Here is a 21,876-nt window from a genome sequence, read left to right on the forward strand (position 1 = left end):
ATGAGCTTTTCCGAAAACCGGCGTCCGCTTTTTGGGGTCATGCTCAATAGAACCTGTAATCCTGCGCGATCTCGTCGCCGAGTCTGGTGTTGTCGCGGATGAAATTGGCCAGGAATTCATGCAGGCCAGCGTCGAAAATATCCTTGATCGAGCCGGCCGTAAGCATGGCCTGGGTCTTGGCAGCCGTCGCATGGCAGGCGTGGCGCTCACCATAGTCGTCACCCAGGAATTTGAGATGCTCCGTCAGGAAGCGGTAGCAAAAGGTCAGCGAGCGCGGCATGCGGACGTTGAGGATCAGATAGTCGGCGATGTTGCTCGGCTTGTAGTCGGCGTCATAGACCCAGCGGTAGGAGCGGTGCGCCGATACCGAGCGGAGGATCGATTCCCACTGGTAGTTGTCGAGCGTCGAGCCGACCCAGGAAATCGACGGTAACAGCACGTAGTACTTCACGTCCAGGATGCGGGCAGTGTTGTCGGCGCGTTCGACATAAGTGCCGAGCTGCGAAAAATCGAAAATCTCATTGCGCAGCATCGTGCCGTAGAACGAGCCGCGGATCAGCGCCGTCTCGCGTTTGATTGCGTCGAGCGCGTTGGGCAGGTCGCGCTCGTCGATCGGCTTGGCTAGCATCCGCTTCAGCGACATCCAGGCTTCGTTGATGCTTTCCCAGGTTTCACGCGTCAACGCGGTACGCACCATGCGAGCATTGTTACGGGCCGTTTCGATAGACGACATCGTGCTCGACGGGTTCGATGTGTCGCGCAGCAGATAGTCGGCGACATTGGCGGCGGTGTAGTCGGAATATTTCTGCGTGAAGCTGGCGTCCGAACCGGCGCTGAGCAGCACCGAATTCCACTCCTCCGAAGCGTTCTGAGTACGGGTTAGCGCCATGCGCAAGCCGGCGTCCACCAGCCGCGCCATGTTTTCCGCCCGCTCGATATAGCGGTTCATCCAATAGAGCCCGTTGGCGGTGCGACCGAGAAGCATGTCAGGCGGTCCTGTGGCGAATGGTGGATGGTGGACGGTGAATGGTGACTATCCAGACTTTAGGCCACGATGCCGCGTGCTTCACTTCAGGGCATTTCACCAACATCAACAACATATATCCTTATCTATTCACTATTCACTATTCACTACTTCCACTCTAATCATCCAACACCCACGTATCCTTTGTGCCCCCGCCTTGCGAGGAATTGACGACCAGCGAGCCTTCCTTGAGCGCTACTCGGGTCAGCCCGCCGGGCACGATCTGGATACGGTCGGAAACCAGCACATAGGGGCGCAGATCGACATGGCGCGGCGACAGCCCCTTGTCCGTCAGGATCGGACAGGTCGACAGCGCCAGCGTCGGCTGAGCAATGTAGTTCGATGGTTTTGCCGCGAGCTTTTTCGAAAAATCCTCGCATTCCTTCTTGGTCGCCGCCGGACCGACCAGCATGCCGTAGCCGCCGGACCCGTGGACCTCCTTGATGACCAGTTCATCGATGTGCTCGAGCACGTATTTCAGGCTGTCCGGCTCCGAGCAGCGCCAGGTCGGGATGTTGCCGAGCATCGCCTTGCGGCCGGTGTAGAATTCGACGATCTCGGGCATGTACGAATAGATCGCCTTGTCGTCAGCGATGCCGGTTCCCGGCGCATTGGCGATCGTGATATTGCCGGCGCGGTAGACGTCCATAATGCCCGGCACGCCAAGTGCCGAGTCGGGGCGGAAGGTCAGCGGATCGAGGAACGAGTCGTCGACACGCCGGTAAAGCACGTCGATCTGCTTGTACCCCTCGGTCGTGCGCATCGCGACATGGCCATCGACGACGCGCAGATCCTGCCCTTCGACGAGTTGCACGCCCATCTGGTCGGCAAGGAAGGCATGTTCGAAATAGGCCGAGTTGAAGCTGCCCGGCGTCAGCACGGCAATCGTCGGCGTGCCCTTGGTGCTTTGCGGCCGTACCGCCGCCAGCGACTGGCGCAGGAGCTGCGGATAATTCTCCACCGGCCGCACCTTGATCTGCTGGAACAACTCGGGAAACAGCTGCATCATCGTCTCGCGGTTCTCCAGCATGTAGGAGACGCCGGACGGCGTGCGCGCATTGTCCTCCAGTACGTAGAACTCGTTCTCGCTAATGCGTACGATGTCGACGCCGATGATGTGGGTATAGACGCCGGCCGGCGGCCGCACCCCGATCATCTCGGGCAGGAACGCCTCGTTCCTGGCGATCAACTCCTTCGGCACCCGGCCGGCGCGCAAGATCTCCTGGCGATGGTAGATGTCGTCGAGAAAGGCGTTCAGCGCCTGGACGCGCTGCTCGATGCCTTGCGTCAGCCGTCGCCATTCATTGCCCGAAATGATGCGCGGAACGATGTCGAAGGGTATCAGCCGCTCCGATGCTTCCTGCTCGCCATAGACGGCGAAAGTGATGCCTGTCTTGCGAAAGACGCGTTCGGCGTCCTGCATCTTCTCGGTAAGTCTGGCCGGGTCCTGTTCCTTCAGCCAGCGATCGTAAGCCGAATACGGTTTTCTCAGCCCGGAAACTTCCGGAAGCATTTCGTCGAACGCTGCCAATCGCATACTCCCCTGTGACGCCATTTCACTGGCCTCGCTGGAGAAAATCAAGCGCAATCGGCGATTTGGCGGGCGCCGGCGATCAGTATATCGCGGTTGCCTAAAATTAAGGCAGCACCAATAGGGCCTTGATCAGGCTTTGCCTGGTGTCCGGGCAAATGTCGGATGGAGATCAAAACGCGCGAAAGGTGACGACCGTAAACGTATCTTTGATGCCCGGGAGAATCTGCACTTTCTCGTTGACGAAGTGGCCGATGTCTTCCTCGTCGTCGACATAGAATTTGGCGAGCAGGTCGTAGTTGCCGGCTGTCGAGTAGATTTCCGAAGCAATCTCGGCATCGGCCAGGGCGCTGGCAACGTCGTAGGCCTTGCCCAGATCGCACTTTATCTGCACGAAAAATGCCTTCATTGCCTGGTCCTGTCCAACATCGCACGCTCTAATCGAGCGGCCCTTGTGGCAGACTGCCGCCCGGCTTTCAAGCATCGCCAATCGCTCAGGCTGTCTCGCCTCGACAATGCTTTCTCGGCTCGGACGCGGACTGCTACGCCGAATGTTTACGCTCGGCTGAAACCCTGAAGCATGGCAAAGCGTATGGTATCATGTACCTTCAGGCAGCGATTTCTCGGGGACAACGGAGACAGGCCATGCGCCGCGCGTTTTTCGCATTCGCAGTCGTTCCATTCATTTTCGCATCCCAGGCCTTTGCTGGCGACGCCGAAGTCAAAGCGGCGCAGACGGTCATCGATGGTCAGTTGAGGGCCTTCATCGCCAATGACGGAATGACGGCCTACAGCTTTGCCGCACCGAATGTGAAGCGCCTCTTTCCGACCGTCGATACCTTCATGAACATGGTGACCAACGGCTATCCGCCGGTGCGCCAGCCGCAGACCTACTCTTTCGGCAAGGTTCGTGAGACGAGCCCGACCTCGATCATCCAGCAGGTGCTGATCGTCGGACCGGACGGCAAGGACTATGAAGCGGTCTATACGCTCGAGCAGCAGCCCGACGGCAGCTTTCGGATCACCGGCTGCAGCCTGCGCGCGTCCGTGTCGCTCAGCACTTGAGCCTTCGATCACCTCACTGGGAGATCGCCCCGCCTCCAGCCTTCGGAAATCTCAGCTGAGCGTGCTTCCAACCTGCCAGCTTCGATCGCTTCACGAATGTCGCGCATCAGCTGCTGGTAATAGGACAGATTGTTCCAGGTCAGGAGCATCGCCCCAAGCGCCTCTTGCGAGCGCACCAGATGGTGCAGATAGGCGCGCGAATAGTCGCGTGCGGCCGGGCAGTCGCTTTCCTCATCGAGCGGACGCGGATCGTCGGCATGGCGGGCGTTGCGCAGATTGACCTTGCCGCGCCGTGTATATGCAAGGCCGTGGCGCCCTGCCCGCGTCGGCATCACGCAGTCGAACATGTCGATGCCGCGCGCCACCGACTTCAAAATGTCGTCCGGGGTGCCGACGCCCATCAGGTAGCGCGGCCGGTCAGCCGGCAGCTCCGGGCAAGTGATGTCGAGCATCTCCAGCATCACCGCTTGCGGCTCGCCGACAGCCAGCCCGCCGATCGCGTAGCCCTTCAGCTCCATTGCCTTCAGCGCCTGCGCCGAGCGCAGCCGCAGATCCGGCACGTCGCCGCCTTGCACAATGCCGAACATCGCCTTGCCGGGCTGCTCGCCGAATGCCGTCTTGCAACGCTCGGCCCAGCGCAACGACAACTCCATGGCACGCTCGATCTCGTTCTGCTTGGCCGGCAGAGCCGTGCATTCGTCGAGCTGCATCTGGATGTCGGAATCGAGCAGCCCCTGGATCTCAATCGAACGCTCCGGCGACATCTCGAAGGCGCCGCCGTCGATATGCGAACGGAAGGTCACGCCGTTCTCGGTCAGTTTCCTCAGCTTCGACAGCGACATCACCTGGAAGCCGCCGCTGTCAGTCAGGATCGGATACGGCCAGCGGGCGAATTCGTGCAGGCCGCCGAGCCGTGCCACGCGCTCGGCGCCGGGCCTCAGCATCAGATGATAGGTGTTGCCGAGGATGATGTCCGAGCCAACGCCGCGCACCTGATCCATATACATCGCCTTCACCGTGCCGCCGGTACCGACCGGCATGAAGGCAGGCGTGCGGATTTCCCCGCGCGGCATGGTGATTGCACCACGCCGCGCCCTGCCCTCGGTCGCCAGCACCTTGAAGGTGAATGCGTCAGTCATTGAAATTCCCTAGCCATCGAACTCCTTGTCGAATACCGGCGCGTCCGGAGCTTGCTTATCGAGCGATTGACGGTAGCGGATGCAGCCGCGCATGAATTTCGGCCACGGCGGCACTGCAATCGCCGGCTCGGTCTTTTCGGGCAAAAGCGACCACAGGTCGGGATGATGCCAGCACAGATCATGGCCGGTGGCGTCGCGGTGTTGGCGGATGCCGGCGCGTAATTTCCTGACTTCGCCGATCAATGCTTCGCGGTCGAAGGTTTCCAGGTCATCGTCCATTACTATCCTCCCTGAACAGAAGACTTGCGTCTCCATAGGAATAAAACCTGTAGCGATTCTCGATGGCATGCGCATAGGCCGCCCGCATCGTCTGCAAACCGCAGAAGGCCGAAACCAGCATGAACAGCGTCGAACGCGGCAGATGGAAATTGGTCATCAGCATGTCGGCGGTCTTGAAGCGATAGCCGGGGGTGATGAAGATGTCGGTCGGGCCTGACCATGCGGCCAGCCTGCCCTCCTCGCCAGCCGCGCTCTCCAGCAAGCGCAGCGATGTCGTGCCGACAGCGATAATGCGCCCTCCTTTTGCTTTCGCCGCATTCAGCGCCTCGGCGGTTTCCGCGCTGACCGAACCGGTCTCGGCGTGCATCTTGTGGTCGGCGGTGTCGTCCGCCTTCACCGGCAGGAACGTACCGGCGCCGACATGCAGCGTGACGAAACGGCGCTCTATGCCCTTGGCGTCGAGCGTCGCAAACAGCTCCGGCGTGAAATGCAGCCCTGCCGTCGGCGCGGCGACCGCGCCCTCCTCCCTGGCATAAATGGTCTGGTAATCGCTTCGGTCGCGTTCGTCGTCGTCACGCTTGGAGGCGATGTAGGGCGGCAGCGGGATGTGGCCGACAGCGTGCAGTGCCTCGTCGAGGAACGGACCTGACAGGTCGAAGCCGAGCAGCACCTCGCCGCCTTCCCCCTTCTCGATCACGGTTGCATCGAGTTGGCCGAGAAAGCAGGAATTGGCATCATGACCGAAATGGATGCGGTCACCGGCTGCGATGCGCTTGCCCGGACGCATGAAGGCGAGCCAGCGGTCGGGCGCCGTCCGCATATGCAGCGTGGCTTCGACCTGCGCTGCTGCTTCGCCGCGCCGCCTGATGCCCTTCAATTGTGCCGGAATGACCTTGGTGTCGTTGAAGACCAGCACATCACCAGCCTTGAGCAGGGCCGGCAGGTCGCGCACCGTCCGGTCTTCGAGCCCCTCACCCGGCCTGACCACCAGCATCCTGGCGCTGTCGCGCGGCTCGGCTGGGCGAAGCGCGATGCGTTCTTCCGGCAGATCGAAGTCGAAAAGGTCGACGCGCAAGAAAACCCCGCCTCAAGGTTCCGGGCAGGTCACCGCCCAGGCACCGACGCCGTCAATGCTCAACGTGCCGCCCATTGCGAAACTGGACTGCTCGCTGGCCTTGACCAGCCGCAATTTGGCGACGATCGAGCTGAGGCCCTCATCAGTGAGATCGATCAGCATGCGCTCGTCGTCTTCGAATGCCTGTCCAACGATGACTTTCGTTGAGCCTGGCTGGCCGTCCGTGGTCCATGTCTTGCCGCCGGCATCCAGCCACACCCGCGCCACCGCAATGACGGCCGTGTGTCCCATCAAAACATCAATCGATGCCGCGCCGCCGTCGGCGCTGCAAACGATCGATTCCGTCGCCAGCGCCGGAGTGGCCGCCGCGACGAGCACAAGTGCGATGGCCGCGACAGCCCGGCTGGTCATTTCACGTCGGCCGCAACCTTGAGCGATACGATCTTGTCGGGGTCCTGCACCGGTTCGCCGCGCTTGATCTTGTCGACATTGTCCATGCCTTCGATGACCTGGCCCCATACAGTGTACTGGCGGTTGAGGAAGGCGGCGTCGTCGAAGCAGATGAAGAACTGCGAATTGGCCGAGTTCGGGTTTTGCGAGCGCGCCATCGAACAGGTGCCGCGGCCATGGTTGGCGTTGGAGAACTCGGCCTTCAGATCGGGCTTGTCGGAACCGCCAGTGCCGGCGCGCGACGGCGCGAAAGACGGCTTGTTGGAATTGCCGAACTTCACGTCGCCGGTCTGCGCCATGAAGCCGTCGATGACGCGGTGGAAGACCACGCCGTCATAGGCGCCTTCGCGTGCCAACTCCTTGATACGGCCCACATGGCCGGGCGCCAGATCTGGAAACAATTCGATGACGACCTTGCCCTTGGTCGTGTCCATGATGAGCGCGTTCTCGCGGTCCTTGATTTCGGCCATGTCAGAAATATCCTTTTGAAACTTGGGTTTACTTGCCGTCGGCGGCGATGCGCACCTTGATCATGCGATCGGGGTCGGTCACCGTCCCGTTCTGCGCCTCGTCGCCTTTCTTGATGTGGTCCACCAGCTCCATGCCGCTGACGACATTGCCAACGATGGTGTACTGGCCATCGAGCGGCGGTGCCGGCGCGAACATGATGAAGAATTGCGAATTGGCGGAATTCGGATCGTCGGAGCGGGCCATGCCGACCACGCCGCGCTGGTAGTGCTCGGTACTGGAGAATTCGGCCGGCAGGTCAGGAAGATCGGAGCCGCCGGTGCCGACAGCGTCGGCATTGAAGCCGCTCTTCATGTTGCCGAACTTGACGTCGCCGGTCTGCGCCATGAAGCCGTCGATGACGCGGTGAAAGGCGACGTTGTCGTAGGCGCCCTGGCGCACCAGCTTTTTGATCTGCGCGACGTGTTTCGGCGCAAGGTCGGGCCTCAGCGCGATGGTCACGTCGCCGTCCTTCAGCGTTACAATCATGGTGTTTTCCGGATCAGCGGCAAAGGCCGACACGGATGCGGTCACAAGACCGGCAAACACGGCAAGCAAGAAGGCAAGCTTTTTCAGCTGCATGGGATCTTTCTCCGAATATCTTCGTTCATGCATGTCGTTACCCAAAGCCGGGTTCCACTTTTGGGTGGCATGAATTTATTTCGCGAATTTGGCGGCGAGCGCGCCGGCCACGGCCGCCGGCACGAAGGGGCGGATGTCGCCTCCCATCGAAGCTATCTGGCGCACAAGTGTGGCGGTAATGGTGCGCACCGAGGGGCTGGCGGGCAGGAACACCGTCTGCAGCTCCGGCGCCATGGTCTCGTTCATGCCGGCCATCTGCATCTCATAGTCAAGATCGGTGCCGTCGCGCAGGCCGCGGATCATGATCGAGGCGCCATGCTTCCTGGCCGCATCGATGACCAGCCCGTCGAAGGCGACCACTTTGATGCGCGCACCGTCGCTGCCGAATTCCGCCTTCGCGGCCGTTTCGATCAGGCCAACCCGTTCCTCGAAGGAAAACAACGGCTTCTTGCCGGGATGGGTGCCGATCGCCGCATAGATTGTATCCGCCACGGCCAGCGATGCCTTCAGCACGTCGAGATGCCCGTTGGTCAGCGGGTCGAAAGAGCCGGCATAAAGGGCGATGCGTTCGGTCATGGCAGGTGCTTCTAGCGAGCCTCTCTCCTAAAGGCAAATCCGATCGCCAGCCCGCCCCGTGAACCCTTTGGCCGACGTGAACGACAGATGAATGTGCCGCTCACAACAGCTTCACGCAGTGTTCACTAAGTTGCAGCTGCAGAAGATGAAACCAAACACCCACCTGATCGTTGTTAGGCGCAGGAGAACACGCACATGCTGATCTATATGCTTGCCACCGCAATGAACCGTCGCCATGCTGATTGCTACCGTATTCGGGCTGCATCAGGAAGCACAGCGCGTCCGCGCCAAGGCCAATACCAAGCGGTTCGAAGGCTTCGGCATCCGTAAGCCTTATCGGCATTTCTAGAGTGTTTATTGACAAGACCGGACCGACCTATCGGGCTGGCGGCGTCGTGGCAACTCACTCGACGTTGTTATTGTCAGGCTCCCCACCTTCGGTAGCAGCGCCGCTTTCAGCCTCGACACTCTCTTCGATCTCTTCGTCCGCCTGCGGCTCCGAAATCCGCTCCACCGAAACGACCTTCTCGCCCTCTGCGGTATTAAAGATCGTAACGCCCTTGGTGGCGCGGCTGGCGAAACGAATGCCGTTGACCGGGACCCGAATGACGGTTCCGCCATCCGAAACCAGCATGATCTGATCATCATTGCCGACCGGGAAGGTCGCGACCAGGCGGCCGATTTCGGCCGTTTTCGACACGTCGGTGGCGCGGATACCCTTGCCGCCGCGACCGGTCAGGCGGAAATCGTACGACGACGAACGCTTGCCGTAGCCATATTCCGTCACCGTCAGCACGAACTGCTCGTGTGCCTTGAGGAATTCGTAGCGCTCGTCCGAAAGCTCCGCCTCTTCGCCGACCTCTTCGTTGGTAAGCTGGATTTCTTCCTCCTCACTGGCGGCGATGTCGGCGGCGAGCCGGCGTTCAGCCACCACCCGCTTGAGATAGGCGGCACGCTCCGCCGGCGGCGCATCGACGTGCTCGATCACCGCCATCGAGATCACCCGGTCGCCATCGGCCATCGCAATGCCGCGCACGCCGACCGAATTGCGGCTCTGGAAGACGCGTACGTGGCTGACCGGAAAGCGGATGCACTGGCCGGAACTTGCCGTCAAAAGCACGTCATCATTGTCGGTGCAGGTCTCGACGCCAAGGATCTCGTCGCCTTCCTCGTCCAGCTTCATGGCGATCTTGCCGTTGCGGTTGACCTGGACGAAGTCCGACAGCTTGTTGCGACGCACGGTGCCACGCGTGGTGGCAAACATGACGTCGAGCTCGCCCCAACTCGTCTCATCCTCCGGCAGCGGCATGATCGTGGTGATGCGCTCGCCCTGTTCGAGCGGCAGCATATTGATCAGCGCCTTGCCGCGCGATTGCGGGTTGCCGATCGGCAGGCGCCAGACCTTTTCCTTGTAGACGATGCCACGCGAAGAGAAGAACAGCACCGGCGTGTGCGTGTTGGCGACGAACAGCCGGGTGACGAAATCCTCTTCCTTGGTCGACATGCCGGAGCGGCCCTTGCCGCCGCGGCGCTGCGCCCGGTAGAGCGACAGCGGCACGCGCTTGATATAGCCGGAATGGCTGACCGTGACGACCATGTCCTCGCGCTGGATCAGGTCCTCGTCTTCCATGTCCGCCCCGCCCTCGGCGAGCTCGGTGCGGCGCGGCGTGCCGAACTCGTCGCGCACGGCGATGAGCTCGTCCTTGACGATCTGCTGGACGCGGGCGCGGGACGACAGGATGTCCAGGTAGTCCTTGATCTCGTCGCCGATCGTGTTCAGCTCGTCGGCGATCTCGTCGCGGCCGAGCGCGGTCAGGCGCTGCAGGCGCAGTTCGAGGATGGCGCGCGCCTGCTCCTCGGAGAGATTGTAGGTACCGTCCTCGTTGATGCGATGGCGCGGGTCGTCGATCAGAAGAATCAGCGATTCCACGTCGCCCGAAGGCCAGCGCCGCTCCATCAACTGCTCGCGCGCCGTCTGCGGGTCCGGAGCGCTGCGGATCAGCTTGATGACTTCATCGATGTTGGCAACCGCGATGGCAAGGCCGACCAGCACATGGGCGCGGTCGCGCGCCTTGCGCAGCAGGAATTTCGTGCGCCGGCTGATCACCTCCTCGCGGAAGGCGACGAACGCCTTCAGCATGTCGGTCAGCGTCAGCAATTCCGGCTTGCCGCCGTTCAGCGCCACCGTATTGGCACCGAAGGACGTCTGCAGCGGAGTGAAGCGGTAAAGCTGGTTGAGGATGACGTCGGCGACGGCGTCGCGCTTCAGTTCGATGACGACGCGGTAACCCTGGCGGTCGCTCTCGTCGCGAATGTCGGAAATGCCCTCGATGCGCTTGTCGCGCACCAGTTCGGCCATCTTCTCGATCATCGATGCTTTGTTCACCTGATAGGGAACCTCGGTGATGACGATCGATTCACGGTCGTTGCCGCGCGCCTCGATGTTGACGCGGCCGCGCATGACGATGGAGCCGCGGCCGGTCGAATAGGCGCTGTAGATGCCGGAACGGCCAAGCACGATGCCGCCGGTCGGGAAATCCGGTCCCGGAATGATCTCCATCAGCGCCGGAAGATCGATCGCTGGATTGTCGATGAGGGCAATGGCGCCGTTGCAGACCTCGCCCAGATTGTGCGGCGGGATGTTGGTGGCCATGCCGACGGCGATGCCGCCGGAGCCGTTGACCAACAGGTTCGGAAAGCGCGCCGGCAGGACTTTCGGTTCGCTGCCCGACGCATCGTAAGTGTCCTGGAAATCGACGGTGTCCTTGTCGATGTCTTCCAGCAACTCATGCGCGACCTTGGTCAGCCGCGATTCCGTGTAGCGCATCGCCGCCGGCGGATCGCCGTCGATCGAGCCGAAATTGCCCTGCCCGTCAATCAGCGGCACGCGCAGCGACCAGTCCTGCGCCATGCGCACCAAAGCGTCGTAGATAGAGGCGTCGCCATGCGGATGGTATTTACCCATCACGTCGGCGACCGGGCGTGCCGATTTCACATATTTACGATTCCAGTGATAGCCGCTCTCATAGGCGGCGTAGAGGATGCGGCGATGCACCGGCTTGAGGCCGTCGCGCACGTCCGGCAGCGCACGACTGACGATCACGCTCATGGCGTAATCGAGATAGGAGCGCTGCATCTCCTCGATGATGGATATCGGCTCGATGCCGGTGGGGCCGCCGTCGGCGCCGCGCGGTGTCTTCTGGTCGGTCAAATCGGATCACAATCTAATCAGGAATCACTTGGTGCTTATATAGGAAGCCGGCCCGAAACTCCAACAATCGCGGCAGTTTTCCAATGTGGTTTTTAGCGGCAAATTCAAAAGGATACACCAATTGCGACGATATGGCCGTGGCACCCTTTCACCGGCGTCGCCGGCGGGCGCGATAAGTACCCGGCGCCTCGCCCATCAGCCGCCGGAAACGGCGGTTGAAGGTTGATAGATCGTTGAATCCCGCCGCAAAGGCGATCGCCGAAATTGTGTTATCTGACGTCCGCAGCCGCACGGCTGCCCTGTGCAGCCGCGTTCTCAGCAGGAATTGGTAGGGCGTCATGCCGGCAACGTGCCGGAAGGTGCGCAGGAAATGGTAAGGGCTGGTGGCGGTCTCGTCGGCGAGCTCGGCAAGCGAGATCGGCCGGTCGGCCTCGACTTCAATGCGCCGCACCGCTTCGGCAACACGCTTCTGGTCACGGCGGCTCGGCGTCCGTCCCCGATCCGTTGCGCTGCAAGCCGCTGTTACCGCGGCACCGGCAATGCGCAGGGCGAGTTCCTCGAACGCGCCGGTGTCGGCCATCTCGCGCGCCGCCTCCGCTTCGGCGAGCAGCGGCACCAGCGCCGGCAAGGGCGGCAGGCGCGGCGTGCTGAAATCGAACGTCTTGGCGCCCGGCACGTCGGCGACGATCCGCTCCATACAGGCCGGTCCGAAATGGAAGGAGAGGCAGCGGTCGCCGGCGCCATGCTCGTGCCCGCACTCGTAGCAGGTGCCGGGATTGCCGAGCAGGAGCGCGCCCGGCGCCAGCATCGCCGTGCCCTGGCGGGCACGATAGCGGAAGGTGCCGCTGGTTACGGCAGCAACGCAGAAATCCCGATGCTCCTCCTCGAATGGCCTGTCGGCGGCGCTGGCGGTGCAGATGACATCCGACACCTGCCAGCCTCGGCCCGACGCCAGCCTATGCGCGCTCTTCGTCATCGCGCAAACATAGCAATTTTTCCCAAGCGCAGAACCCCTGTCCGCCTCTATGCTTGCCGGTCTCCTGACAAGATGAGAGCGAAGCCATGTCCAATTCCTTTGCCAAGGCCCTGCACAGCGATGGGCCTACACCGGCCCTTGCCGAGAAACTGAACCTTTACGGCCGCTTCGTCGGCGCCTGGACGTTCGATGCCACGCGCCATCTCGAAGACGGTCAGGTGCTGACCGGGCGCGGCGAGGTGCATTTCGGCTGGGTCCTTGAAGGCCGCGCGATCCAGGACGTATGGATCCTGCCAGCTCGTGACGCTGGTTCCTCCCCTTCGCTCGGCAAATGGACCTTCTATGGCACGACGTTGCGCGTCTATGACCCAGGTGTCGACGCCTGGCACATCTTCTGGAGCGACCCGCGCAACCAGTATTACAGCCGCCAGCTGGGCCGCGTCGAAGGCGACACGATCGTCCAATTAGGCGCAGACGGCACCGGCCCTTCGGTACGCTGGAGCTTTTCCCGGATCACCGGAGATTCCTTCCGCTGGCTGGGCGAGCGTTCGTATGACGACGGCGCCACCTGGCGTCTCGAAGTCGAGTTTCTGGCGCGCCGCACCGCCAGCCCCTGATCCGCACGGTTTCCACTGGCTTCGCTTTGCTCTACCAATCCCGCTAACCGGCGTTGCCGGCGGGGAGGGTCAGCATGCCGAGCTTCGACAGCCTGTTCAACGCCTTCGTCACCATACTGGTGACGATCGATCCGCCCGGCCTCGCGCCGCTCTTCCTTGCCGTGACCCGCGGCATGAACCGCGAGGAGCGCAACCAAGTCTCCGTGCGCGCCTCGATCATCGCTTTCCTGGTGATGGCATTGTTCGCAATCGCCGGCGCGTCGATCCTGTCGGTCTTCGGCATCACTCTGCCGGCCTTCCGCGTCGCCGGCGGCTTTCTGCTGTTCTTCATCGCCTTCGAAATGGTGTTCGAGCGCCGGCAGGACCGTAAGGAGAAGATCGGCGACGTCGCTATCACCAGGGACATGATTCACAACATCGCCGCCTTTCCGCTGGCGATCCCGCTGATTGCCGGTCCCGGCGCGATTTCGGCGACCGTCCTGCTCTCAAGCTCGTTTCAGGGTTTTGGCGCGCAGACAGCCCTTGTCGGCATCATCGCCATCTGCCTCGTCATCACCTACCTGGTGTTCGTGCTGTCAGAGCGCATCGACCGTATCCTCGGCCAAACCGGCCGTTCGATCCTGACACGGCTGCTCGGCGTCATCCTGGCGGCGCTCGCCATACAGTTCGTCGCCGACGGCATCAAGGCGCTGATGGCGACTTAGGAACCGCCCTACTTCGCTGTCGTTTCAATGACTTCGAAGTCGTGGGTAATCTCGGCAGTCTTGGCCATCATTGCCGAGGCCGAGCAGTATTTCTCGATCGAAAGCCCGATCGCCCTCTTCACCTTGTCGTGTGACAGCGCGCGGCCCTTGACGACAAAATGCATGTGAATGCGGGTGAACACCCTGGGATCGGCTTCTGCACGGTCGGCATCGAGTTCGACCACGCAATCTTCGACCGCCTCGCGCCCCTTTTCGAGGATATGGACCACGTCATAGGCCGAGCAGCCTCCGGTGCCGATCAGCACCAGTTCCATTGGGCTCGGCCCCGGCGTCTTGCCCTCCGGCCCGAACGCAGTGCCTAGCACCAGCTTGTGCCCACTGGCGGACTCGCCAACGAAAGTGCGCTCCTCGACCCATTTGACCCTTGCTTTCACTTGATACGTCCTTTCACCGCTCAAACGCACAACGTCCCGAAAATCCAAGACAGATGTTCGGGACGCCATTTCGTGGCCAAGGTGCTGGCGCTTTTCGCCGCAAGGGCAGTCCGCCCCGAGAAATCAGAACGGGATTTCGTCGTCCAGCTCGCGCGATGAACCACCGCCGCCGCCCTTGTTGGCGCCACCCCGATTGAAACTTTCGCCCGGGCCGGACTGGCCGAAATCGGAACCGCGGCTCGCACCACCACCAGCATAGTTGCCGACCTGGCCGCCGCCCTCGCCCCGTGCGTCGAGCATCTGCAGCTCGCCGCGGAATTTCTGCAACACGACCTCAGTCGTATAGCGGTCATTGCCGGTCTGGTCCTGCCATTTGCGCGTCTGCAGCTGGCCCTCGACATAGACCTTCATGCCTTTCTTCAGATACTGCTCGGCCACCTTGGCAATCTGGTCGTTGAAAATCACGACATTGTGCCACTCGGTCTTTTCCTTGCGCTCTCCAGATGTCTTGTCGCGCCAGCTTTCCGACGTCGCGATGCGGATATTGACGACCGGGTCACCCGAATTCAGGCGGCGGATTTCAGGGTCCGCCCCGAGGTTGCCCACCAGAATGACCTTGTTGACGCTACCCGCCATGACACTTCTCCGCGCTCATCCGAAACCAAATTCCTGTCGCTGCACCTTACAGGCTATGGACAATCCCTGCCTGCCGTGGCTGCCTTTTCCCACAAGGTTTTTGTTCTCTTTTCGTTCTAGGTTAAACGTCCTGCACTGTCAATAGATGTCAGTAACAGGTAGTGTCTTGGCGCCGAATTTTCCACGAACCCTGAGATCGAGGCGAACTCAATGAAGATGGTCGAGCATGACGATCAGCCGCAAGAAGAATGGCGGACGGAGTAAAGACCCGCATGCATGTCTCGGCCTGCAACGGCGCAACTCAACTTTGCATATTTGAACAATGGGTCGAACCCGCGGTTGGCGCCCCGACACATTGGCACCCGGTCGAGGAAGTGCTTACCGTCATCGCTGGCAGGGCCGAGATGTGGATCGATGACGAGCATCTCGTCTTGACTGCCGGACAGTCGCTTGTTGTTGCCGCGCACAGGCACCATGGCTTCCGAAACGTCGGCTCCGAACTGCTTCATATCCATGCCGTGCTCGCGTCACCAGTTTTTGAGGCAACGTTTAACGGATCTCCAGACATGGTGAGACGCAGGCTTCCGACGCGTTTGTAAAATCTCGCCCGTCGTAAAAAAACACTGCCTGTCTTAAAAACGCGACTTGCCAAACCGATAAGTATCGACTTATGCTTCTGGAATGATCGAAGCAGAGATTTTTCGGGCACTGGCCGATCCAACGCGTCGCGCCGTCTATGAGCGGCTCGCCGACGGCGAGATGACGGTATCGGAACTCCGCAATGGCATGCCGGTTTCGCAGCCGGCGGTATCGCAGCATCTCGCGGTGCTGCGCGGTGCCGGCCTCGTGGTCGAACGCCGGGCCGGCCGCAATGCCTATTATCGCGCCGATCCGAACGGGCTTGCGCCGCTGCTCGGCTGGATCGAACGCTACCGCGCGTTCTGGCCAGAGCGCATCGAAAGGCTCAAGACGGTTTTGAAGGACATGGACCAATGACCAGCCGAGGCAAAGAACGCGCGGAAATGGCGGCAGACAAGATCGAGTTCGAGTGCGAACTGCCCGAGCCGCCGGAAAAAGTGTGGCGGGCGCTGACAGTGCCGGACCTGCTCGCGGCCTGGATGATGCCAAACGACATTGAACCAAAGGTCGGCAACCGCTTTGCCTTTAAAGCGCCGGATGCGCCGATCGAGTGCGAAATCCTCGACGCGGATCCCGGACGGCTGCTGCGCTATTCCTGGCGGGAGCGGCCGGTGCCCGGCGATACGCGGGTGCCGCCCGGTAGCCCGGTGGAAAGCCCAATGAACGATAGCCCAGTGGACAGCATCGTCACCTTTACGCTCGACCGCACCGTTTCCGGCGGCACGCATCTGCGCATCGTCCATGATGGTTTTGCTCGGGCAGCAGTGCCGGAGATCGCGATGGCAGGCGCCGGTTGCCGACTTTCGTTTGAAGCGCGTACTCCCAAGTACAAGCAGATCGCCGCAAACACCCCGCGCCTCTTTATGCGCGCGGCCTGAACGACGACCGTCAAAGGAGATAACGATGAGCGGCCTTGCCAATTTGGTGCCGATGGTGATCGAGCAATCGAGTCGCGGCGAACGTGCCTTCGATATATTTTCGCGGCTGCTGCGCGAGCGCATCGTCTTCATCAACGGGCCGATCGACGACGGCACCTCGGCGCTGGTCTGCGCCCAGCTTCTGTCGCTGGAATCCGACAATCCCGACAAGGAGGTCTCGCTCTACATCAACTCGCCGGGTGGCGTGGTGACCAGCGGTTTCGCCATCTACGATACCTGCAGTATATCAGCTGCCCGGTCTCCACCGTTTGTATGGGCTTCGCCGCCTCGATGGCCTCGTTTCTCCTGATGGCGGGCACGCCAGGGCGGCGTATCGCGCTACCCAACACCAGCATCGTGCTGCATCAGCCTCTCGGCGGTTTCCAGGGCCAAGCCTCCGATATCCAGCGCCATGCCGAGGGCATCCTTCGCACCAAGCGGCGCATGACCGATCTTTACGCCCACCATTGCGGCCGCACCTACGAAGAAGTGGAACGCACGCTCGACCGCGACTTTTTCATGACTGCCCAGGAGGCCAAGGATTGGGGACTCGTCGACCATGTTTTCGACACTCGCAAGCAGGCCGCATGAACGAGCCGGGCCGGCGGACGGAACCGAGGCGATTGATCGCCCGCAATTTCAGCGCCATCGATCTGGTCTTGCCGCCATCACGGCACTATAGTCCGGCGATGACCGCCAGCCGTTCATCCAGCCTGTTATGCCTTGCTATCGCTACTGTGGCCGGCACGAACATGCTGGTGGACATGGCATTTGCCCAAGATAATTCGACGTCTTCGCAAAAGGGCGCCCTGCCCGGCGTGACCAGCGACTATCGCATCGCCGAGCCAGGGCCGCAGCCTGAGCCCGACGACGCGGTTCCAAGCAGCGGCAACGGCACGTTCAAGATCGGCGATACCGACGTTCGGATTTCCGGCAGCATAACCATCGATGTCGCTACCGGCGGAATCAGGCCCCCCAGCCGGTAAGTTCGCCTGGTATGCCCGACAAATGTGCGCTTCAAACGAACAGCCCCGTCATTGCTTGTGCAATTGACGGGGCTTCTTGGATCTAAAATCCAAATCGCCGGGAGTGTACTGCCGGCTTTTTATTTCGGATGCTTCGCGGCGTTCAGCCGACGATCCGACTAGCAGTCTCTGATTGTTGTGGGGATCGGCAGGTCAACGTGGGCAGGTAGCGCAAACGCCTGGCCTAGCCACTTATACCTGCCGCGGCTCCAGCGACACGTGGAGCCTCAAGGAACTGTCCGGTGGAGTCATGCCTCTGCTCTCCTTCTGTTCGTTGCGACTGTCGTCGAAGCGCTCATCGCATAACCCGCGGCGTCTCGCAGGCTAGCCCCAGGCCGCGAGGCCATCGAAAGACGGCCGGCTTCGTTGACGTTTGGAGTCTGCCCCCGTGACAGATGGACGTCAACCTTGAATGGCCGATTACCGAAAAATGTGATCGCGAGACGCTTTGTGAACCCCGGGTGAACTCAGCCGCACGGGCAGCTTTTGTCAGGAGCGTGTTCGGCCTTTGTTCTTTCCGCTTGCCCGTTCGCGCGAAAGGCGGTTAAACGCTTTGGTCGAGAGTTGTGGCGTCTCTCGAAAAGGCGGCGAAATTACCTACATAGGGGATGGTCGGGAAAACCCGCCCATCCCATGAATTCCAGATTCTGAGGCGGCGACCGGCGATGGCCGACCATAAATATCTCTCCATTCGCGGGGCACGCGAACACAATCTGAAGAATGTCGATCTCGACCTGCCGCGTGACAGCCTGATCGTCATGACCGGGCTGTCGGGGTCAGGCAAGTCGTCGCTTGCCTTCGACACGATCTATGCCGAGGGCCAGCGCCGCTATGTCGAGAGCCTTTCGGCCTATGCACGGCAATTCCTCGAAATGATGCAGAAGCCGGACGTCGACCAGATCGACGGCCTGTCGCCAGCCATCTCCATCGAGCAGAAGACCACCTCGAAGAACCCACGTTCGACTGTCGGCACCGTCACCGAGATCTACGATTATATGCGGCTTTTGTTCGCCCGCGTCGGTGTACCCTATTCGCCGGCCACCGGCCTGCCGATCGAGAGCCAGACGGTCTCGCAGATGGTCGACCGGGTGCTTGCAGTCGAGGAAGGCACCCGGCTGTTCATCCTGGCACCGATGGTGCGCGGCCGCAAAGGCGAGTACCGCAAGGAACTGCTGGAGCTGCAGAAGAAGGGTTTTCAGCGCGTTAAGGTCGATGGCGTCTTCTACGAGATCGCCGACGTGCCCGCGCTGGACAAGAAGTACAAGCATGACATCGACGTTGTCGTCGACCGCATCGTCGTGCGAGGCGATCTGGCGACGCGGCTCGCCGATTCCATCGAGACCGCGCTGAAGCTTGCAGACGGACTGGCGGTAGCGGAATTTGCCGACAGGCCGCTCGATGCCAGCCAGACCGGCGAGGATTCGGTCAACAAATCGAAGAACGAGACGCATGAACGGATGCTGTTCTCGGAAAAGTTCGCCTGCCCGGTATCCGGTTTCACCATTCCCGAGATCGAGCCCAGGCTGTTCTCCTTCAATAATCCGTTCGGCGCCTGCCCGACCTGCGATGGGCTCGGCAGCCAACGCGCCATCGATGCCAGCCTGGTCGTGCCCGACGAGAATGTCTCGCTGCGCGCCGGCGCCGTCAGCCCTTGGGCGAAATCGACGTCGCCCTATTATGCGCAAACGCTGGAAGCGCTGGGCGTTGCCTACGGCTTCAAGCTCGGCGACAAGTTCAAGGATCTGAGCGAAGAGGCAAAGCAGGCCATCCTGCACGGCACCGGCGAGCGCGAAATCACCTTCCACTACGATGACGGCCTGCGCTCCTACAAGACGACCAAGACCTTCGAGGGCGTCATTCCCAATCTCGAGCGCCGCTGGAAGGAAACCGAATCCGCCTGGATGCGCGAGGAGATCGAGCGCTTCATGTCGGCCACGCCCTGCCCGGCCTGCCGCGGCTATCGGCTGAAGCCCGAGGCGCTCGCGGTCAAGATCGCCGGCAAGCACATTGGCGAGGTCACCGAGCTGTCGATCCGCAAGGCCGACCAGTGGTTCACCGATCTGCCCGCTTCGCTCAACGACAAGCAGAACGAGATTGCGGTGCGCGTGCTCAAGGAAATCCGCGAGCGGCTGCGCTTCCTCAACGATGTCGGGCTCGATTATCTGACGCTGTCGCGCAACTCCGGCACGCTGTCAGGCGGCGAGAGCCAGCGCATCCGTCTTGCCTCGCAGATCGGCTCCGGCCTGACCGGCGTACTTTACGTGCTGGACGAGCCGTCGATCGGTCTACACCAGCGCGACAATGCCCGCCTGCTCGATACGCTGAAGCATCTGCGCGACATCGGCAACACAGTGATCGTCGTCGAGCACGACGAGGACGCCATCCTGCACGCCGACTATGTCGTAGATATCGGCCCGGCCGCCGGCATTCATGGCGGCCACATCATCGCCCAGGGCACGCCGCAGCAGATCATGGCGACGCCCGCTTCGATCACCGGCAAATATCTGTCGGGCGAGCTCGAAGTGGCGACGCCGGCAGTGCGGCGCGAGGCCAAGAAGAACCGCCGGCTGAAGGTCGTCGGCGCGCGCGGCAACAATCTGAAGAACGTCACCGCCGAAATCCCGCTCGGCACGTTTACCGCCGTCACCGGCGTGTCCGGCGGCGGCAAGTCGACCTTCCTGATCGAGACCCTGTTCAAGGCGGCGTCGCGCCGCATCATGGGCTCGCGCGAACATCCGGCCGAGCACGACCGCATCGAGGGGCTGGAATTCCTCGACAAGGTCATCGACATCGACCAGTCGCCGATCGGGCGCACTCCGCGCTCCAACCCCGCCACCTATACCGGCGCCTTCACGCCGATCCGCGACTGGTTCGCCGGCTTGCCGGAGGCCAAGGCGCGCGGCTACCAGCCGGGCCGCTTCTCGTTCAACGTCAAGGGCGGCCGCTGCGAGGCCTGCCAGGGCGACGGCGTCATCAAAATCGAGATGCACTTCCTGCCCGACGTCTACGTCACCTGCGACGTCTGCCACGGCAAGCGTTACAACCGCGAAACACTGGACGTCCTGTTCAAGGGCAAGTCGATCGCCGACGTTCTCGACATGACGGTCGAGGAAGGCGTCGATTTCTTCGCCGCCGTGCCCGGCGTGCGCGACAAGCTGGAGACGCTGAAACGGGTCGGCCTCGGCTACATCCATGTTGGCCAGCAGGCAACGACCTTGTCGGGCGGCGAGGCGCAGCGCATCAAGCTTGCCAAGGAACTGTCGCGCAAGGCGACTGGCAAGACGCTCTACATTCTCGATGAGCCAACCACCGGCCTGCATTTCCACGACGTCGCCAAGTTGCTTGAAGTGCTGCACGAGCTGGTCGACCAGGGCAACACGGTCGTCGTCATCGAGCACAATCTAGAGGTGATCAAGACCGCTGACTGGGTTCTCGATCTTGGCCCCGAAGGTGGTGACGGCGGCGGCGAGCTGGTGGCGTCCGGCACGCCGGAGGACATCGTCCGTGAAAAACGCAGCTATACCGGGCAGTTCCTGAGGGAATTGCTGGAGCGGCGCCCCGGAGGCAAGCGCGAAGCGGCGGAGTGATGGCAAAGAACGGTCTCATCACGGTCCAAAGCCGCTTCGGCGTGACCGAAACCATCGATCGCCTGGTCGAAACTGTGGAACGTGCAGGATTGCTGGTCTTCGCCCGCATTGATCACGCCGCTGGTGCGCGCAGCGTCGAAACATCACTGCGTCCAACCCAGCTCCTGATTTTCGGCAATCCGAAAGGCGGTACGCCACTGATGCAGGACCGGCAGCTTGCCGGCATCGATCTGCCGGTCAAGGCACTGGCTTGGGAGGACGAGCAAGGCGAGGTCTGGCTTTCCTACAATGACGCACGCTGGCTCGCTGAGCGCCACGGCTTGGGCGACGCCAGTCGCAATGCCGTCGCTGCGATCGCCGACGGCATGGACAAGGTGATTGCGGCCGCTGCCGGCGCGGGCCAGTTTTGATGATGAGAGCCGCTCGGGCCGATGATCTCCCCACGGTGATTTCGCTCACCACCGACGCCTACGCGCCCTACACTGCCCTGTTCGGAGCGCCGCCGATCCCCGTTACAGAGGACTATGCGCCGCGCATCCAACGCGGCGAGGTCTGGCTTTCGGAGCAGAACGGACTGCCGGCCGGCCTGATCGTTCTCGAACGAAATGCGGACCATACAATGATCTTCAGCGTTGCCGTTGCGCCAGCCTTTCAGGGCAAGGGTTTCGGCATCGGGCTGCTCGACTGGGCCGAGCAACAGACGCGCTTGTGGAGCTTGCCTGAAATCCGACTTTACACCAATGCCAGAATGGAACGGAACGTTTCGTTGTATAAGGCCTACGGCTTTCGCGAAACGGGTCGCCGGCCCAATCCATATCGGCCAGGATGGACGGTGGTCGACGTGGCGAAAGCCGTCGAGACGACCGCCATCGCGTGATCCTTTTCTGCAAACCGGGAGGACG

The 21,876-nt window shown here is 61.7% G+C and carries 24 protein-coding genes and 1 pseudogene; 11 read left to right on the forward strand and 14 right to left on the reverse strand.

Annotation, left to right across the window (positions count from 1 at the left end):
- Positions 1-43: 43 nt before the first annotated feature.
- The 3 genes from NKH78_RS15460 to NKH78_RS15470 form a co-directional block, all read right to left on the reverse strand.
- A complete protein-coding gene (locus NKH78_RS15460) occupies positions 44-985 on the reverse strand; it encodes an alpha-E domain-containing protein (protein WP_023674885.1) in 942 nt (313 codons plus the stop codon).
- A gap of 157 nt (positions 986-1,142) precedes the next feature.
- Complete coding sequence (locus tag NKH78_RS15465) at positions 1,143-2,555, reverse strand: circularly permuted type 2 ATP-grasp protein (protein ID WP_352736586.1); 1,413 nt, start codon at positions 2,553-2,555, stop codon at positions 1,143-1,145.
- Between the two features lie 172 nt (positions 2,556-2,727).
- Entirely contained in the window at positions 2,728-2,964 is a 237-nt protein-coding gene (locus tag NKH78_RS15470) for an Lrp/AsnC ligand binding domain-containing protein (RefSeq protein WP_023674883.1), read from the reverse strand.
- A 236-nt stretch (positions 2,965-3,200) separates the two neighbouring features.
- Between NKH78_RS15470 and NKH78_RS15475 the strand changes: the two genes are divergently transcribed.
- The gene (locus NKH78_RS15475) at positions 3,201-3,620 is read left to right on the forward strand and encodes a DUF4864 domain-containing protein (protein WP_352736588.1); all 420 of its coding nucleotides are present in this window, start codon (positions 3,201-3,203) and stop codon (positions 3,618-3,620) included.
- A gap of 8 nt (positions 3,621-3,628) precedes the next feature.
- Here the strand turns inward: NKH78_RS15475 and tgt are convergent, their stop codons facing one another.
- The 9 genes from tgt to NKH78_RS15520 all read right to left on the reverse strand — a co-directional run bounded on the left by tgt (position 3,629) and on the right by NKH78_RS15520 (position 12,415).
- The gene (gene tgt, locus NKH78_RS15480; RefSeq protein WP_352736590.1) at positions 3,629-4,759 is read right to left on the reverse strand and encodes a tRNA guanosine(34) transglycosylase Tgt; all 1,131 of its coding nucleotides are present in this window, start codon (positions 4,757-4,759) and stop codon (positions 3,629-3,631) included.
- Positions 4,760-4,768: 9 nt separating this feature from the next.
- A complete protein-coding gene (locus NKH78_RS15485; RefSeq protein ID WP_254817360.1) occupies positions 4,769-5,038 on the reverse strand; it encodes a hypothetical protein in 270 nt (89 codons plus the stop codon).
- Positions 5,028-6,113 (reverse strand): tRNA preQ1(34) S-adenosylmethionine ribosyltransferase-isomerase QueA, encoded by a 1,086-nt coding sequence (gene queA / locus NKH78_RS15490; RefSeq protein WP_254817361.1) that lies wholly within the window; start codon positions 6,111-6,113, stop codon positions 5,028-5,030. Before queA ends, NKH78_RS15485 begins: the two co-directional genes overlap by 11 nt.
- 12 nt (positions 6,114-6,125) lie before the next feature.
- Complete coding sequence (locus NKH78_RS15495; protein ID WP_254817362.1) at positions 6,126-6,524, reverse strand: hypothetical protein; 399 nt, start codon at positions 6,522-6,524, stop codon at positions 6,126-6,128.
- A complete protein-coding gene (locus NKH78_RS15500) occupies positions 6,521-7,033 on the reverse strand; it encodes a peptidylprolyl isomerase (RefSeq protein WP_254817363.1) in 513 nt (170 codons plus the stop codon). The genes NKH78_RS15495 and NKH78_RS15500 overlap by 4 nt, the downstream gene beginning before the upstream one ends.
- A gap of 28 nt (positions 7,034-7,061) precedes the next feature.
- Complete coding sequence (locus NKH78_RS15505; protein ID WP_254817364.1) at positions 7,062-7,652, reverse strand: peptidylprolyl isomerase; 591 nt, start codon at positions 7,650-7,652, stop codon at positions 7,062-7,064.
- Positions 7,653-7,727: 75 nt separating this feature from the next.
- Entirely contained in the window at positions 7,728-8,228 is a 501-nt protein-coding gene (coaD, locus tag NKH78_RS15510) for a pantetheine-phosphate adenylyltransferase (protein WP_352507881.1), read from the reverse strand.
- Positions 8,229-8,631: 403 nt separating this feature from the next.
- Complete coding sequence (gene gyrA / locus NKH78_RS15515) at positions 8,632-11,439, reverse strand: DNA gyrase subunit A (RefSeq protein ID WP_352736592.1); 2,808 nt, start codon at positions 11,437-11,439, stop codon at positions 8,632-8,634.
- Positions 11,440-11,587: 148 nt separating this feature from the next.
- Entirely contained in the window at positions 11,588-12,415 is an 828-nt protein-coding gene (locus tag NKH78_RS15520) for a helix-turn-helix transcriptional regulator (RefSeq protein WP_352736594.1), read from the reverse strand.
- Between the two features lie 86 nt (positions 12,416-12,501).
- Here NKH78_RS15520 and NKH78_RS15525 point away from each other — a divergent pair, with 86 nt between their 5' ends.
- Together NKH78_RS15525 and NKH78_RS15530 are read left to right on the forward strand one after the other, a co-directional pair.
- Positions 12,502-13,032 (forward strand): hypothetical protein, encoded by a 531-nt coding sequence (locus tag NKH78_RS15525; protein WP_352478971.1) that lies wholly within the window; start codon positions 12,502-12,504, stop codon positions 13,030-13,032.
- Between the two features lie 74 nt (positions 13,033-13,106).
- Positions 13,107-13,736 (forward strand): MarC family protein, encoded by a 630-nt coding sequence (locus tag NKH78_RS15530; protein ID WP_254817370.1) that lies wholly within the window; start codon positions 13,107-13,109, stop codon positions 13,734-13,736.
- 8 nt (positions 13,737-13,744) lie between these two features.
- On the opposite strand, the gene NKH78_RS15535 is transcribed toward NKH78_RS15530, so the two are convergent.
- Complete coding sequence (locus NKH78_RS15535) at positions 13,745-14,170, reverse strand: OsmC family protein (protein WP_352455706.1); 426 nt, start codon at positions 14,168-14,170, stop codon at positions 13,745-13,747.
- 123 nt (positions 14,171-14,293) lie between these two features.
- Positions 14,294-14,806, reverse strand: coding sequence for a single-stranded DNA-binding protein (locus NKH78_RS15540; RefSeq protein ID WP_023674867.1), 513 nt, complete (start codon positions 14,804-14,806; stop codon positions 14,294-14,296).
- A 272-nt stretch (positions 14,807-15,078) separates the two neighbouring features.
- On the opposite strand from NKH78_RS15540, the gene NKH78_RS15545 reads away from it, so the two are divergent.
- The 8 genes and pseudogenes from NKH78_RS15545 to NKH78_RS15580 all read left to right on the forward strand — a co-directional run bounded on the left by NKH78_RS15545 (position 15,079) and on the right by NKH78_RS15580 (position 21,851).
- The gene (locus NKH78_RS15545; protein WP_352736596.1) at positions 15,079-15,405 is read left to right on the forward strand and encodes a cupin domain-containing protein; all 327 of its coding nucleotides are present in this window, start codon (positions 15,079-15,081) and stop codon (positions 15,403-15,405) included.
- An 82-nt stretch (positions 15,406-15,487) separates the two neighbouring features.
- Positions 15,488-15,802, forward strand: coding sequence for an ArsR/SmtB family transcription factor (locus tag NKH78_RS15550; protein ID WP_352478973.1), 315 nt, complete (start codon positions 15,488-15,490; stop codon positions 15,800-15,802).
- On the forward strand, positions 15,799-16,323 hold the full coding sequence (locus NKH78_RS15555; protein WP_352736598.1) for an SRPBCC family protein: 525 nt from the start codon (positions 15,799-15,801) through the stop codon (positions 16,321-16,323). The genes NKH78_RS15550 and NKH78_RS15555 overlap by 4 nt, the downstream gene beginning before the upstream one ends.
- 25 nt (positions 16,324-16,348) lie before the next feature.
- Positions 16,349-16,953, forward strand: a pseudogene (locus NKH78_RS15560) (ATP-dependent Clp protease proteolytic subunit).
- 98 nt (positions 16,954-17,051) lie between these two features.
- Positions 17,052-17,348: a hypothetical protein gene (locus tag NKH78_RS15565; RefSeq protein ID WP_352479042.1), complete on the forward strand. Its 297-nt coding sequence runs from the start codon at positions 17,052-17,054 to the stop codon at positions 17,346-17,348.
- Between the two features lie 704 nt (positions 17,349-18,052).
- Positions 18,053-20,974: an excinuclease ABC subunit UvrA gene (gene uvrA, locus NKH78_RS15570; RefSeq protein ID WP_352645584.1), complete on the forward strand. Its 2,922-nt coding sequence runs from the start codon at positions 18,053-18,055 to the stop codon at positions 20,972-20,974.
- Positions 20,974-21,384, forward strand: a complete 411-nt coding sequence (locus NKH78_RS15575) for a DUF302 domain-containing protein (protein ID WP_352736599.1) — start codon at positions 20,974-20,976, stop codon at positions 21,382-21,384. Before uvrA ends, NKH78_RS15575 begins: the two co-directional genes overlap by 1 nt.
- Positions 21,381-21,851 carry a GNAT family N-acetyltransferase gene (locus NKH78_RS15580; RefSeq protein ID WP_352777853.1) on the forward strand — a complete coding sequence of 157 codons (471 nt, stop codon included), beginning with the start codon at positions 21,381-21,383 and terminating at the stop codon, positions 21,849-21,851. The genes NKH78_RS15575 and NKH78_RS15580 overlap by 4 nt, the downstream gene beginning before the upstream one ends.
- Positions 21,852-21,876: the final 25 nt, after the last annotated feature.

Origin of the sequence: Mesorhizobium sp. M0910, from assembly GCF_040319465.1 — a bacterium.
Lineage (GTDB): Bacteria > Pseudomonadota > Alphaproteobacteria > Rhizobiales > Rhizobiaceae > Mesorhizobium.

Excerpts from the sequence above, each read along its gene's own strand:
- NKH78_RS15460 (WP_023674885.1), bottom strand. The coding sequence starts at position 985 with ATGCTTCTCGGTCGCACCGCCAACGGGCTCTATTGGATGAACCGCTAT.
- NKH78_RS15470 (WP_023674883.1), bottom strand. The coding sequence starts at position 2,964 with ATGAAGGCATTTTTCGTGCAGATAAAGTGCGATCTGGGCAAGGCCTAC.
- NKH78_RS15475 (WP_352736588.1), top strand. The coding sequence starts at position 3,201 with ATGCGCCGCGCGTTTTTCGCATTCGCAGTCGTTCCATTCATTTTCGCA.
- tgt (WP_352736590.1), bottom strand. The coding sequence starts at position 4,759 with ATGACTGACGCATTCACCTTCAAGGTGCTGGCGACCGAGGGCAGGGCG.
- NKH78_RS15485 (WP_254817360.1), bottom strand. The coding sequence starts at position 5,038 with ATGGACGATGACCTGGAAACCTTCGACCGCGAAGCATTGATCGGCGAA.
- NKH78_RS15495 (WP_254817362.1), bottom strand. The coding sequence starts at position 6,524 with ATGACCAGCCGGGCTGTCGCGGCCATCGCACTTGTGCTCGTCGCGGCG.
- NKH78_RS15500 (WP_254817363.1), bottom strand. The coding sequence starts at position 7,033 with ATGGCCGAAATCAAGGACCGCGAGAACGCGCTCATCATGGACACGACC.
- NKH78_RS15505 (WP_254817364.1), bottom strand. The coding sequence starts at position 7,652 with ATGCAGCTGAAAAAGCTTGCCTTCTTGCTTGCCGTGTTTGCCGGTCTT.
- coaD (WP_352507881.1), bottom strand. The coding sequence starts at position 8,228 with ATGACCGAACGCATCGCCCTTTATGCCGGCTCTTTCGACCCGCTGACC.
- NKH78_RS15520 (WP_352736594.1), bottom strand. The coding sequence starts at position 12,415 with ATGACGAAGAGCGCGCATAGGCTGGCGTCGGGCCGAGGCTGGCAGGTG.
- NKH78_RS15525 (WP_352478971.1), top strand. The coding sequence starts at position 12,502 with ATGTCCAATTCCTTTGCCAAGGCCCTGCACAGCGATGGGCCTACACCG.
- NKH78_RS15530 (WP_254817370.1), top strand. The coding sequence starts at position 13,107 with ATGCCGAGCTTCGACAGCCTGTTCAACGCCTTCGTCACCATACTGGTG.
- NKH78_RS15540 (WP_023674867.1), bottom strand. The coding sequence starts at position 14,806 with ATGGCGGGTAGCGTCAACAAGGTCATTCTGGTGGGCAACCTCGGGGCG.
- NKH78_RS15545 (WP_352736596.1), top strand. The coding sequence starts at position 15,079 with ATGCATGTCTCGGCCTGCAACGGCGCAACTCAACTTTGCATATTTGAA.
- NKH78_RS15550 (WP_352478973.1), top strand. The coding sequence starts at position 15,488 with ATGATCGAAGCAGAGATTTTTCGGGCACTGGCCGATCCAACGCGTCGC.
- NKH78_RS15555 (WP_352736598.1), top strand. The coding sequence starts at position 15,799 with ATGACCAGCCGAGGCAAAGAACGCGCGGAAATGGCGGCAGACAAGATC.
- NKH78_RS15565 (WP_352479042.1), top strand. The coding sequence starts at position 17,052 with ATGACCGCCAGCCGTTCATCCAGCCTGTTATGCCTTGCTATCGCTACT.
- uvrA (WP_352645584.1), top strand. The coding sequence starts at position 18,053 with ATGGCCGACCATAAATATCTCTCCATTCGCGGGGCACGCGAACACAAT.
- NKH78_RS15575 (WP_352736599.1), top strand. The coding sequence starts at position 20,974 with ATGGCAAAGAACGGTCTCATCACGGTCCAAAGCCGCTTCGGCGTGACC.